The organism is Clavibacter lycopersici, assembly GCF_003576405.1.
GTDB lineage: Bacteria > Actinomycetota > Actinomycetes > Actinomycetales > Microbacteriaceae > Clavibacter > Clavibacter lycopersici.
This window is the reverse complement of sequence record NZ_QWGT01000063.1, coordinates 1-12,786: the sequence shown is the minus strand read 5'-3', so window position 1 is coordinate 12,786 and position 12,786 is coordinate 1. Positions and strand designations below refer to the sequence as shown.

At 73.6% G+C, this 12,786-nt stretch carries 10 protein-coding genes; 6 read left to right on the top strand and 4 right to left on the bottom strand.

The window, feature by feature from the left end:
• The coding region (locus DZG00_RS06355) for a sulfurtransferase (RefSeq protein ID WP_255414019.1) at nucleotides 1-391 on the top strand (391 nt) is incomplete at its 5' end.
• Between the two features lie 30 nt (nucleotides 392-421).
• Here DZG00_RS06355 and DZG00_RS06350 read toward each other — a convergent pair.
• From DZG00_RS06350 to hrpA, 3 genes are all read right to left on the bottom strand, one after another.
• Nucleotides 422-1,591, bottom strand: a complete 1,170-nt coding sequence (locus tag DZG00_RS06350; RefSeq protein ID WP_119382816.1) for a PP2C family protein-serine/threonine phosphatase — start codon at nucleotides 1,589-1,591, stop codon at nucleotides 422-424.
• A 175-nt stretch (nucleotides 1,592-1,766) separates the two neighbouring features.
• The gene (locus DZG00_RS06345) at nucleotides 1,767-2,570 is read right to left on the bottom strand and encodes a MerR family transcriptional regulator (RefSeq protein WP_119382815.1); all 804 of its coding nucleotides are present in this window, start codon (nucleotides 2,568-2,570) and stop codon (nucleotides 1,767-1,769) included.
• A gap of 86 nt (nucleotides 2,571-2,656) precedes the next feature.
• Nucleotides 2,657-6,475 (bottom strand): ATP-dependent RNA helicase HrpA, encoded by a 3,819-nt coding sequence (hrpA, locus tag DZG00_RS06340; protein ID WP_119455471.1) that lies wholly within the window; start codon nucleotides 6,473-6,475, stop codon nucleotides 2,657-2,659.
• Between the two features lie 140 nt (nucleotides 6,476-6,615).
• Between hrpA and DZG00_RS06335 the strand changes: the two genes are divergently transcribed.
• On the top strand, nucleotides 6,616-8,202 hold the full coding sequence (locus tag DZG00_RS06335) for an AMP-binding protein (RefSeq protein WP_119381921.1): 1,587 nt from the start codon (nucleotides 6,616-6,618) through the stop codon (nucleotides 8,200-8,202).
• A 50-nt stretch (nucleotides 8,203-8,252) separates the two neighbouring features.
• Nucleotides 8,253-9,053 (top strand): aldo/keto reductase, encoded by an 801-nt coding sequence (locus DZG00_RS06330; protein ID WP_119381925.1) that lies wholly within the window; start codon nucleotides 8,253-8,255, stop codon nucleotides 9,051-9,053.
• A 19-nt stretch (nucleotides 9,054-9,072) separates the two neighbouring features.
• On the opposite strand, the gene DZG00_RS06325 is transcribed toward DZG00_RS06330, so the two are convergent.
• Nucleotides 9,073-9,939: a MerR family transcriptional regulator gene (locus DZG00_RS06325; RefSeq protein WP_119455470.1), complete on the bottom strand. Its 867-nt coding sequence runs from the start codon at nucleotides 9,937-9,939 to the stop codon at nucleotides 9,073-9,075.
• Between the two features lie 41 nt (nucleotides 9,940-9,980).
• Between DZG00_RS06325 and DZG00_RS06320 the strand changes: the two genes are divergently transcribed.
• The 3 genes from DZG00_RS06320 to DZG00_RS06310 all read left to right on the top strand — a co-directional run.
• A complete protein-coding gene (locus DZG00_RS06320; RefSeq protein WP_119381923.1) occupies nucleotides 9,981-10,313 on the top strand; it encodes a nuclear transport factor 2-like protein in 333 nt (110 codons plus the stop codon).
• Between the two features lie 93 nt (nucleotides 10,314-10,406).
• Nucleotides 10,407-11,582: a magnesium and cobalt transport protein CorA gene (locus DZG00_RS06315; protein ID WP_119381924.1), complete on the top strand. Its 1,176-nt coding sequence runs from the start codon at nucleotides 10,407-10,409 to the stop codon at nucleotides 11,580-11,582.
• A 56-nt stretch (nucleotides 11,583-11,638) separates the two neighbouring features.
• Nucleotides 11,639-12,786 (top strand): thioredoxin domain-containing protein (locus DZG00_RS06310; RefSeq protein WP_147359940.1); only part of this gene is annotated, 1,148 nt, incomplete at its 3' end.

The window sequence follows — 12,786 nt, the reverse complement described above, 5'->3', positions numbered from 1 at the left end:
GACGCTCGACGAGGACGCTGCCGCCGAGCTGGCGCGCACGGGCGCGCTCCTCGACGCCCGCGCGGGGGAGCGGTACCGCGGCGAGGTCGAGCCCGTGGATCCGCGCGCCGGCCACATCCCCGGCGCCGTGAGCGCGCCGACCGTCGACAACCTCGACGCGGACGGCGCGTTCCTCCCGGCCGACGAGCTGCGGGCGCGGTACGCGGCGCTCGGGGTGCGGCCGGGCGACATCGTGGGCGTCTACTGCGGGTCCGGGGTCACCGCCGCGCACGAGGTGGCGGCGCTGGCCATCGCGGGGATCGACGCGGCGCTGTACCCGGGATCCTGGTCGGCGTGGTCGAACCGGCCTGACCGGCCGGTGGCGACGGGCGCGGAGCCGGGCGGCGCCTGACGCCGGCCGGCCTCAGCAGCACGGGCGGGATCAGTCCGGGAGCCGCCGCACGGCGATCACGGTGCAGTCGTCCGCCTGGTCCTTCGGCGTGAGCGCGATGAGGGCGTCGATGAACGCGTGGACCGAGCCCTCCCGCAGGAGGAGCTCCGCGAGGTACGCGTAGGCGCCCTCCTCGTCGTCGAAGAAGTCGAGGATGCCGTCGCTGAAGATCACGAGGCTGTCGCCCGGGCGCAGGTGGGCCGTCTCCTCCTGCCAGCCGTCCTCCGCCTCGAGCCCCAGGGGGAGGTTGCGGCCGCGCAGGGGCAGCGTGCTGCCGTCCGTCCGGACCACGAGCGAGAGGCCGTGGCCGGCGTCGACGTAGGTGAGGACGCCCGTGGCGAGGGTCAGCCGGGCGTGGAGCAGCGTCGAGAACGACCCGGCGGTCGAGAGGTCGTCGACGAGCGCGGCAGCGGCGTGCACCATCGTGCCGCGGACCCCGTGCGTGCGGGACGCGAGGCGGACCGTCGCCCGGACCCCGGCGGCGAGGATCGCAGCGCCGATCCCCTTGCCCATGACGTCGGCCAGCATGAGCCGGAGGTCGCCGCCCTCGAGGAACCAGTCGTGCACGTCGCCGCCCACCACCAGCGCGGGGACGCTCGTGCCCGCGACCTCGTAGCCGTCGAGGTGGGGCGCCGGCAGCGGGGAGAGAGCGCGGGCGACCTCGACGGCGCGCTTCCTGTCGGTCTCGTGGGCCAGCTCCTCGGAGAAGAAGTCGCCGATGAGGGCGAGTCGCGCGCGGTCGGTGGGCCCGAAGGCGCGGGGGACGGTGTCGGCGATGAGGAAGGCGCCGATGACGTTGCCGTCCGGCGCGCGCAGCTGCTGGGCGGCGTAGAAGCGGAGGCCGAGCGGCCCGGTGACGCTCGGGGACGTGGCGAACCGCCCGTCGCACAGGGCGTCCTCGACCACGAGCATGCCGTCGGCCGCGTCGAGCGACGCGTCCGTGAGGGTGCCGTGCCGCGGCCAGCGGGCGGAGGGCAGGCCGACGCTCGACTTCATCCAGATGGCATCGGCGCCGATGATGCCCACCGCGGCCAACGGCACGCGGTAGAACTCCGCGATCATCACCGTGATGCGGTCGAAGCGCGTCTCGGGCGCCGTGCCGAACACGTGGAGGTCCTCGAGCGACCGGAGCCGTCGTCGCTCGCGGAGGTCGGTGTCCATGCCGGTGCCCCCTGTGCGTCTCCCCGCGGATCCCCCGATCCGCGCATCGCGCCGTCCGACCGAGCCGTCCGTGCGTGATCCGCCGAGCCTACGCCTCCGGGGGATGCGCGCCGGGCGCGGGGCACCCTCGGGACGCCCCGTGCGCGTGCGTCGACGGACCGGCTCGCGCCGCGCGTCAGGGCCGCCGGACCGGCTGCTGCAGCTCCGTGACCCAGTCGGACTGGTCCTCGGACTCCGCGCGCACGTAGAGCTCCCGGCACGGCCCCGCGTGGACGAGCCCGCGCGCGAGCACCTCCGCGTGGATGGCCTGCCAGCTCTCGGCGATGCGGTCCATGGAGCCGAGGTGGATGCCGCACACCGCGACCTCGGCGGCCGGGAGCACCACCACCTCGAACCCGTCGCGCGCCGGCCCCGCGTGGGCGTAGCCGGCGACGACCTCCAGACCGTCCTCGACGGCGGCGTACTGCGCGATGGGCGTCTCCAGGGCTCCGCGCTCACCGCCGATGACCGCGGCGACGGCGTCGAAGGACGGACCCACGACGCCCGCCACCTCCGGCTGCTCGGCCACGACGGTGCGGCGGGCCGCGAGGCGGACCGCGGGCAGGGGCTTCTCGATGATCTCGATGCGGGACATGCGCTTCTCTCTCTCGATGAGGTGGAGCCTCCGCTCCACGTCGACGAGCCTCGAGGAGGCGATCCGGTGCTCCCGCTCGACCTCGGCCCGGCGGATGCGCAGGAGGGCGGCGATGCGATCGCCGTCCACCCCGCTCTCCAGGATCGACGCGATGTCGTCCAGGCCGAACCCGAGCTGGCGCAGCGCGACGATCCGGTGCAGCCGTGCGAGCTGCGACGGATCGTAGGACCGGTACCCGGTGAGCTCGTCCACGTGGACCGGCACGAGCAGGCCGGCCGTGTCCCAGTGCCGCAGCATGCGGTGGGTCACCTGGCCGATCTGCGCGAAGACCCCGATGGACAGCATGCGTCGAATCTCCCGTCTTCCACGGTGTGAGGGTCAAGCGGTGCGGTCGGATCGGCGTCAGGGCCCCGGAGCGGGGAGCCGTGGCGTCAGCCCGCAAGCACCTTCCGGATCCGCTGCAGCGACACGGGCTCGGCCGTCGGCAGGTGCTGCGCGAAGAGGCTGAGGCGCAGCTCCTCGAGCATCCAGCGCGCGTGCACCAGCGACTCGGGCGCGTGCGGCGCGGACGGGATCACGCCGCCTGCCTCGCGGTAGAGGTCGGTCGCCTTCTGCACCTCGGTCATCCACGCGCGGTCGCGCGCGGGCTGGTCGGGCAGGCGCTGCACGCGGTGGGTGAGGCCGGAGAGGTACGCAGGCAGGCGCTGCAGCCGCGCGAGACCGGTGGCCGAGACGAAGCCCGGGTGCACGAGGCCGGCGAGCTGCTCGCGCGCGTCGGTGAGCGCGCCGATCAGCTGCATGCTCGTGGCCTGCTTGATGGCGCGCTCGGCGTCGCGGTACCCCGTGAGGATGCGGTTGACGAGCGCGACCGTGTCGAACATCGAGTCCATGATCACGCCCGAGACGCGGTCGCGCGCCGTCTCGAACAGCTCCTTCGAGTAGATCGCGCCGCCGGGAGCGACGCGCTCGAGCACCTGGTCGATGGCGGCGAGCAGGCAGTCGTCGAAGAGCGCCTGCACGTTCGGGTAGGGGCTCGTCGCGAGCGTCAGCTTCTCCTGGCTCGTGAGGTGCTGCTTCACGTAGGCCGAGGGGTTCGCGATGGCGAGCACCAGCAGGCGCCGGACCCCGCCCGGCATCGCGCGCGCCTGGTCCTCGGCGGTGGCCATGAGGCGGATCGCGACGGTGGATCCCTCGTCGACGAGCGCCGGGTACGCGCGGATGACGTGCCGGCTGTCGCCCGTGCCGCCCTGCGCCGTGTCGACGAAGCGCGGCAGCTCGTCGAGGTCCCAGGTGGTGAGGCCCGTGCGCTCCATGCCGCGCGTGGCGGGGCCCTTCGCGCCGGCGACGCGCTCGGCGGGACGCGCGGTGGCCCGGGCGACGCTGTCGCGCGCGCGGCTGGACAGGCGCGCCTGCAGCTCGGTGAGGTCGCGGCCGGCGGCGACCTCGCGGCCGCGCTCGTCGACCACGCGGAACGCCATGCGCAGGTGCGCGGGGATCCGGTCGAGGTCGAAGTCGTCGTCCGCGACGCGCACGTGCGCCTTCCGCATGATGAGCCCCGCGATGGTGGTGGTGAAGGCCACCGGGTGCTGCGGATCCGGCTCGGGCAGTCCCTCGAGGAGCCGGTCGGCCCAGTCGGCGGCGGGCACCACGTTCTTGCGCAGCGCCTTCGGGAGGGCCTTGATCATGGCGGTGACGAGATCCCGCCGCATGCCCGGCACCTGCCAGTCGAAGCCGGCGGGGCTGAGCCGCGCGAGGAGCGCGAGCGGCACCTGCACGGTCACGCCGTCGTCCGGCGCGCCCGGCTCGAAGCGGTAGGTGAGCGAGAGGCGCTGGTCGCCCTGCTGCCAGGTGGGCGGGAACGCGGCCTCGTCGACGTCGACGGCGTCCTCGGCGAGCAGCTCCTCGGCGGTCATCGTGAGGAGCTCGGGCGTCTCCTGGCGCTGCTTCTTCCACCAGCCCTCGAAGGCGCGCGTGGAGGCGACGTCGCGCGGGATCCGCTTGTCGTAGAACTCGAACACGGCCTCGTCGTCGTTGAGGATGTCGCGGCGGCGCGTGCGCTCCTCCACCTCCGCGAGCTCCTCGCGGAGCTTCTTGTTGGCGCGGTCGAAGGCCTGCTGCGACTCCCAGTCGCCCTCGACGAGCGCGTGCCGGATGAAGAGCTCACGCGCGTACGCGGGGTCGATGCGGGAGAACTGCACGCGCCGCTTGAGGATGATCGGGACGCCGTACAGCGTCACGCGCTCCCACGCGACGGTCGCGCCCTGCTTCTTCTCCCAGTGCGGCTCGCTGTGGGTGCGCTTCACGAGCGATCCCGCGATGGGCTCGGCCCACGCCGGGTCGATGGCCGCGTTGGTGCGCGCGAACAGGCGGCTGGTCTCCACGAGCTCGGCGCTCATGATCGCGTCGGGCTGCTTCTTCGCGAGCGCGGATCCCGGGAACACCACGAACCGCGACTGCCGGGCGCCCACGTAGTCCTTCTTCTGCGCGTCCTTCAGCCCGATGTGGGAGAGGAGGCCCGCGAGGAGCGACTTGTGGATCCCGTCCGGGTCGGCCTTCGGCTCGTTCATCTGGAGGTCGAGCGGGCGGGCGAGCTGGCGGAGCTGGCGGAAGACGTCCTTCCACTCGCGCACGCGCACGTAGTTGAGGAACTCGGCCTTGCACATGCGGCGGAAGGCGCTGGAGGAGAGCTCGGCCTCCTTCTCCTCCAGGTGGTTCCAGAGGTTGAGGAGGGTGATGAAGTCGCTCGACGGATCCACGAAGCGCGCGTGCTGCTGGTCGGCCTGCGGGCGCTTCTCGAGGGGGCGCTCGCGCACGTCCTGGATGGTGAGGCCGGCCACGATGATCATGACCTCGCGGCTCACGCCGTGCTTGCGCGACTCGACGACCATGCGCGCGAACCGCGGGTCGATGGGCAGGCGCGACAGGTCGCGACCCACCTTGGTGAGCGCGGGGGTGCCGTCGGGGGAGCGGACGACCGCGCCCAGCTCGGTGAGGAGGTCCACGCCGTCCTTGATGCCGCGCGAGTCCGGCGGCTGGAGGAACGGGAACGCGGCGATGTCGCCGAGGCCGAGCGACACCATCTGCAGGATGACCGCCGCGAGGTTCGTGCGCAGGATCTCGGGCTCGGTGAACTCGGGCCGGCGGGCGAAGTCCTCCTCCGAGTAGAGGCGGATCGCGATGCCGTCGCTCGTGCGGCCCGAGCGGCCCGAGCGCTGGTTCGCGGACGCCTGCGAGATCGCCTCGATCGGCAGCCGCTGCACCTTCGAGCGCACGGAGTAGCGGGAGATGCGGGCGGTGCCGGCGTCGATGACGTACTTGATGCCCGGCACCGTGAGGCTCGTCTCCGCGACGTTGGTGGCGAGCACGATGCGGCGGCGCACGCCCGCCTGGGTCGACGGCTGGAAGACGCGGTGCTGGTCCGCCGAGGAGAGCCGGCCGTAGAGCGGGAGCACCTCGGTGTGCGGGAGGTTGCGGCTGCGGATGGCGTCCTCGGCGTCGCGGATCTCGTTCTCGCCGCTGAGGAACACGAGCACGTCGCCCGAGGACTCGGCCGCGAGCTCGTCGAGGGCCGCGTTGATCCCCTCGAGGAAGTCGCGATCGTCGGCCGGGCGGTCGAGCGGCGCGTCGGCGAGGTCGTCGTCCTCGCCCGCGACGGCGGCCTCCGCCACGAGCGGGCGGTACCGGATCTCCACCGGGTACGTGCGCCCGGAGACCTCGACGATGGGCGCGTCACCGAAGTGCTTCGAGAAGCTCTGCGGGTCGATGGTGGCCGACGTGATGATGAGCTTGAGGTCGGGCCGGCGCGGCAGCAGCTGCTTGAGGTAGCCGAGCAGGAAGTCGATGTTGAGGCTGCGCTCGTGGGCCTCGTCGATGATGATCGTGTCGTACTTCTTGAGCAGGCGGTCGCGCTGCAGCTCGTTGAGCAGGATCCCGTCGGTCATGAGCTTGATGCGGGTGTCGGCCGAGACCTTGTCGGTGAAGCGCACCTGGTAGCCGACGAGCTGGCCGACCTCGCCGCCGAGCTCCTCCGCGATGCGCTCCGAGATGGTGCGCGCGGCGAGCCGTCGGGGCTGCGTGTGGCCGATGCTCTCGCGGCCGAGCTCGAGGCAGATCTTCGGCAGCTGCGTGGTCTTGCCGGAGCCCGTGGCCCCCGCGACGATGACGACCTGGTTGTCGCGGATGGCGTCGGCGATCTCATCGCGCATCCGGCTGACGGGGAGCTCGGGCGGGTACGCGATGCTGATTTCCATGCTGGGGTGAGTCTATCCGCGGGCCGTCGGGCACCCCGGGGGCGGGGGTCGGTGGCTATCGTCGTGAGGGAGGCGCCGGCCAGCTGGGCGCACGGGCGGCATCCGTCGTCCGAGTCGACGACGACCGACGGGATCCGCCCATGACCTCCGACACGCCCCTCCAGCCCGAGCACGAGCAGCCCCACGGCGGGTTCGCCTCCGTGTCGGTCGCCGCGATCCTCGCCGAGTCCGCCGAGCGGCACGCCGACCGGGTCGCCGTGATCGTGGGCGACGTGTCCACGACGTACCGCGAGCTCTGGGACGAGACGCGCGCCTACGCCGGCGCCCTCGCCGAGCGCGGGGTGGGCGAGGGCACGCGCGTCGCGATGCTCATCCCCAACGTGGCCGACTTCCCGCGCGTCTACTACGCGATCCTCGCGCTCGGCGGCGTGGTCGTGCCCGTGCACGCGCTGCTCAAGGCCGAGGAGATCGCGTACGTGCTGCGTGACTCCGGATCCGCGCTGCTGGTCTGCGCCGGGCCGCTGCTCGAGCAGGGCGCGAAGGGCGCGGCGCTCGCCGATGTGCCGGTGATCAGCGTGCTCGTGCCGGCCGGCTCCGACGGCGGCCCCGACCGGCTGGAGGAGCTCGCGCGGGCCGCGACGCCCGTCCGCACCTACGTGCCGCGCCGGCCGTCCGACACGGCGACGATCCTCTACACGTCCGGCACCACCGGCCAGCCGAAGGGCGCGGAGGGCTGCCACCTCGCGCTCGTGATGCAGGTCGACGTGCTCCTGCTCGACACCTTCGACCTGCGCGCGGGCGACCGGATCCTCGGCTGCCTGCCCCTGTTCCACACCTTCGGCCAGACCTGCACCATGAACGCGTCGTTCCGGGCGGGCTCGACCGTCGTGATGGTGCCGCGCTTCGACGGCGACACCGCGCTCGCGCTCATGGTCGAGCACGACACGCAGGTCTTCATGGGCGTGCCGACCATGTACTTCGCGCTGCTCGCGGCCGCCGCCCGGAACCCCGCGCGCCCGGCCCTGCGCTACGCGGTCTCGGGCGGCGCCGCGCTCCCGGTGGCCGCGATCGAGGCGTTCCGGGAGGCGTTCGCCGCGGAGATCCACGAGGGCTACGGACTCACGGAGACCTCGCCCGTCGCGTCGTTCAACCACGTGGGGCTGCCGGCCCGGCCGGGCACCGTCGGGAAGCCGATCTGGGGCGTGCAGATCGAGATCGCCGACCCCGAGCACGAGGACCGCGTGGAGCTCCTCGAGCGGGGCGTGCTCGGCGAGATCGTGATCCGCGGCCACAACCTCATGAACGGCTACCTGCACCGCCCCGAGGACACCGCGCGCGCCGTCGTGGACGGCTGGTTCCGCACGGGCGACCTCGGCACCATCGACGAGGAGGGCTACATCCGCGTGGTCGACCGGACGAAGGACATGATCCTGCGCAACGGCTACAACGTGTACCCGCGCGAGGTCGAGGAGGTGCTGGCCCGGCACGACGCCATCGCGCAGTGCGCCGTGTTCGGCGTGCCGCACGAGGAGCACGGGCAGGAGATCGTCGCGGCCGTCGTCGCGAAGGCGGACGCGTCGGTCGACCGCGACGAGGTGGTCGCGTACATGCGCGAGCGCATCGCCTCCTACAAGTACCCGCGGCGGGTCGAGGTGGTCGAGGCGCTGCCGCTCGGGCCGAGCGGGAAGATCCTCAAGCGCGCGCTCGTCGAGCGGTTCGGCGCGTGACGGGCGGGCAGGGCGCCGGCGTCCTCCGCGCGCCGATCCCGTCGGTGCCCATGGGCGACGGGATCCCGATCCCGCAGTTCGGCGTCGGCACGTACAAGGTGTCGGACGCCGACGCGGAGCGGATCGTCGCCGAGGCGCTCGAGGTCGGCTACCGGCACATCGACACCGCGGCCATGTACGGCAACGAGGAGGGCGTCGGCCGGGCGATCCGCGCCTCGGGTCTCCCGCGCGACGAGCTGTTCGTCACCACCAAGGTCTGGAACGACGACCACGGCCGCGACCGGGCGCGCGACGCGATCCGCCGCAGCCTCGACCGGCTGGACCTGCCCGCGGTGGACCTGCACCTCATCCACTGGCCGGCCGCCGAGCGCGGCCTCTTCGTCGAGACGTGGGAGGCGCTCGCCGCCGCCCGCGAGGAGGGCCTGACCCGCTCCATCGGCGTCTCCAACTTCCTCGTGCCGCACCTCGAGGCGCTGGCCGCGGCCGGGCTCCCCGCCCCCGCGGTCGACCAGATCGAGCTGCACCCGCGGCACCAGCAGCGCGCGACGACGGAGTACCTGGCCGAGCACGGGATCGCCGTCCAGGCGTGGAGCCCGCTCGCCCGCGGGGCCGTCGCCGACGCCCCCGCCGTGCGCGACGCCGCTGCCGCGCACGGCCGGACCGACGCGCAGGTCGTGCTGCGCTGGCACGTGCAGCGCGGCACGATCGTCTTCCCGAAGACCACGCGGCGCGAGCGGCTGATCGAGAACGCGGATGTGTTCGACTTCGCGCTGACGGACGAGGAGATGGCCGGGATCACCGCGCTCGAGGCCGGCGGACGCGTCGGCAGCCACCCGGACCAGGTGGTCTGAGCGGGCGCTCCCTCGAGCCCTACGGCCGCGGATCCGCGGCGGGCGGGGCGTCGCCGTCGTGCGCCGGCACGTCGATCCGCAGCACGGGCCAGCCGATCTCGGTCACGACCTCGTCCCCGTCCGCCCCGCCGCCCTCGGCGAGGTAGCGCTCCCGGACGGGGCCCTCCGCGCCGAGCTCGTGGCGGACGACGTAGCGGCCCAGGTCGCCGTAGGCGCGGTCGATCGTCGCGTCCGTCCCGCGATGCACGAGGACGGCGAGGTCCGACCCCGGGAGCAGCGCGGCGCGGACGCGGCCCGGGGGCGGATCGGGATCGGACCGGTCGACCGGCAGGTACAGGCACGCGCGCCCGCGCCCGGCGAGGAACAGCTCGCGCGACCACAGGCCGCCCGCCGGTCCGGTCACGCGGCACGACGCCGCCGCCGCGACGGATCGCAGCTCCGCGAGCGTGGCGCGGTACCAGGGGTCGAGGTCCTGCAGCTCGATGGTCTCCTCGACGAGCAGCACCCGGCGCTCCGGGTCGGTCCTCCGCGTGATGCCCGGGGCGGGCCCCTCGGGCGCGACGAGGTCCCGCAGCTCGGCCACCACCCGCCGCGTCGCCGCCAGCCGCTCCTCCATCTCCGCCAGGTGCTCCTCGACCAGCCGCCGTCGGACGACCGCGTCGTCGGAGGCGAGGAGGCGGCGCACGGCGTCGACGGGCACGTCGAGCGCGCGCAGGCGCCGGATGAGCTGGGCGGTGGCGACCTGGTCGACGTGGTACTCCCGGTAGGAGTTCGCCGGGTGCACCGAGCGCGGCACCAGCAGCCCCTCGCGGTGGTAGTGGCGGAGCGCCTTGCTGCTGAGGTGCGTGATCCGCGAGAAGTCGCCGATGCCCATCGTCTCCGCCACGCGCTGGACCTTCCCCTGGGGGGAGGCCCCACGCTGAGCGCATGACGACACGATTCCCCGCCTCCATCGCCCAGTATCTCCTCGCCGTCGAGGCCGACGACATCCCCGGGTCCCTCGACGCGCTGACACCCGACGCGGTCGTCGTCGACGAGGGCGTGGCCCGGACCGGCGCCGGCATCGCCGAGTGGCGGGCCCGCTCGGCGTCGGAGTACGCGTACACCCGGGAGTTCCGGGGCCTCGAGGTCGTCGACCCGTCGCGGTTCGTCGCCCAGCACCGCCTCGAGGGCGACTTCCCCGGTGGCGTCGTGGACCTCCGCTTCACCTTCACGCTGGCCGCGGACGGCCGCATCCGCCGCCTCGAGATCGCCCCCTGACGCGCCGCCCGTCCCCTCGCCCCGAGGTCGGCGTCGCCGTCGGCCGGGCGAGGCCGGGGACAGGGCGCGGACGCGTCACCTCGGCCCGGTACGGTGTCCGTCATGTCCCAGCACCGCATCCGCACGCGCCTCAAGTCCGTGGTCGGCCGGGGCGTCTCGCCCCTCGGCGCGCATGCCGGCGGCGGGGCGTCGCGCGCGCGGGCCGAGCGGGAGCGCGACGGCGAGCATGACCAGGCGGGGGCGCGTCGCCCGAGCCTGGTCGACAACGGCGTGTACGTGGACGGCTGCCGTGTGGCGAGCCCCGCCACGCTCGCCGACACGTTCCGCGAGCTCGACGAGCGGCCCGACGCCATGGCGTGGATCGGCCTCTACCGCCCCACGGTCGAGGAGCTCCAGGCGCTCGCCGAGGAGTTCGACCTGCACGAGCTGGCGGTGGAGGACGCGGTGCAGGCCCACCAGCGCCCGAAGACCGAGCGCTACAGCTCCACCCTCTTCACGGTTCTGCGCGCCGCGCGTTACGTGGACGACCGCGAGGAGGTGGAGTTCGGCGAGCTGCACGTGTTCCTCGGCCGCAACTTCGTGATCACCGTCCGCCACGCGGAGTCTCCCGACCTCTCGGCCATCCGCACGCGCATGCAGGAGCGGCCCGAGCTCCTCTCCCACGGGCCGCAGTCGGTGCTGTACGCGATCCTCGACGCCGTCGTCGACGGGTACGCGCCCGTCGTCACGGGCCTCGCCAACGACATCGACGAGATCGAGGACCAGGTGTTCGACGGGGACCCGGCCGTGTCCCGCCGCATCTACGAGCTCTCCCGCGAGGTCATCGACTTCCAGCGCGCGGTCCGCCCGCTCGGCGGCATGCTGCAGCAGCTGCAGGCGGGATCCGGCAAGTACGAGGTGAGCGAGGACCTGCAGCAGGCCCTCCGCGACGTGGCCGACCACGTCATCGTCGTCAACGAGCGCGTGGAGGAGTTCCGGGTGCTCCTCCGTGACATCCTCACGGTGAACTCGACGCTCGTCGGCCAGCGGCAGAACGAGGAGATGCGCGAGCTCAGCGAGTCGAGCAACCGGCAGAGCGTGGAGACCCGCAAGATCTCCGGCTGGGCGGCCATCCTCTTCGCGCCGACGCTCGTCTCGAGCGTCTACGGCATGAACTTCGACATCATGCCGGAGCTGCACTGGGACTGGGGCTACCCCTTCTCCCTCGTGCTCATGCTCGGCGTGAGCGGCGTCCTGTACGGGATCTTCCGGAAGCGCGACTGGATCTGACCCGCGGCCCGCCGCCGTCTCGTCCCCGCCCTGGCCCTCGCGCGTAGCGTGGACGCATGCCCAACCGCCTCGCCGACGCCGTCAGCCCGTACCTCCTCAGCCACGCGGACAACCCGGTCGACTGGCGGCCGTGGGGACCCGAGGCGTTCGCGGAGGCGGCCAGGCGCGACGTGCCCGTGCTCGTCTCGGTCGGCTACTCGACCTGCCACTGGTGCCACGTCATGGCGCGCGAGACGTTCCAGGATCCGGCGCTCGCCTCGCGTCTCAACGACGGGTTCGTCGCGATCAAGGTCGACCGCGAGGAGCACCCCGAGGTGGACTCCGCTCTCATCACCGCGGCCGGCGCCTTCACGGACCAGCTCGGCTGGCCGCTCAACGTGTTCACGACGCCTGAGGGCCGCACCTTCCACGCCGGCACCTACTCGCCGCCCGAGCCGCGCGCCGGGCACCCGTCGTTCCGGCAGGTGCTCGACGCGGTGGCCGACGCCTGGACCACGCGGCGCGACCAGGTCGAGCAGGGCGCCGGGCAGCTGAGCGCCGCGATCCGCGAGGCCTCGGAGCGCGGATCCGTCGCCTCGCCCCTGCCCGACGCCGCCGCCCTCGACCGGGTCGCCGCCGAGCTCGCCGCGTTCGAGGACCCGGAGCACGGCGGGTTCGGATCCGCGCCCAAGTTCCCCGTCGCGCCCGTGGTGCTGCTGCTCGACACGCTCGCGGCCTCCGGCGCCCTCGCGCCCGAGCGCGCCGAGGCCACGCGCGCGCTCGTGCGCCGCACGCTCGACGCGATGGCCGGATCCGACCTGCGCGATCCCGTGGAGGGCGGCTTCTTCCGCTACTCCACGCGCCGCGACTGGTCCGAGCCGCACTACGAGCGGATGCTCTACGACAACGCGCTGCTGCTCGACGCGTACGCGCGCGCCGGCGACGAGGAGGTGGCGGCCGGCATCGCGGCGTTCCTCGCCGGCACGCTGCGGCGGGAGTCGGGCGGGTTCGCGTCGGCGCAGGACTCCGAGAGCACGGTCGGCGGGCGCCGCGTCGAGGGCGGGTACTACGCGCTCGACGCGACCGGGCGCGCGGCCGAGGAGCCGCCGGCCGTCGACGGCAAGGTGCTCACGGGCTGGAACGGGCTCGCGATCGGCGCGCTCGCCCGGGCGGGCCGCGCGTTCGGGCGCGGGGCGTGGATCGAAGCGGCCCGCGCCGCCGCCGA

Bases quoted from the DNA above. Each gene is read 5' to 3' on its own strand.
- DZG00_RS06350 (WP_119382816.1), bottom strand. From the start codon at position 1,591: ATGGACACCGACCTCCGCGAGCGACGACGGCTCCGGTCGCTCGAGGAC.
- DZG00_RS06320 (WP_119381923.1), top strand. From the start codon at position 9,981: ATGACGACACGATTCCCCGCCTCCATCGCCCAGTATCTCCTCGCCGTC.
- hrpA (WP_119455471.1), bottom strand. From the start codon at position 6,475: ATGGAAATCAGCATCGCGTACCCGCCCGAGCTCCCCGTCAGCCGGATG.
- DZG00_RS06335 (WP_119381921.1), top strand. From the start codon at position 6,616: ATGACCTCCGACACGCCCCTCCAGCCCGAGCACGAGCAGCCCCACGGC.
- DZG00_RS06330 (WP_119381925.1), top strand. From the start codon at position 8,253: ATGGGCGACGGGATCCCGATCCCGCAGTTCGGCGTCGGCACGTACAAG.
- DZG00_RS06345 (WP_119382815.1), bottom strand. From the start codon at position 2,570: ATGCTGTCCATCGGGGTCTTCGCGCAGATCGGCCAGGTGACCCACCGC.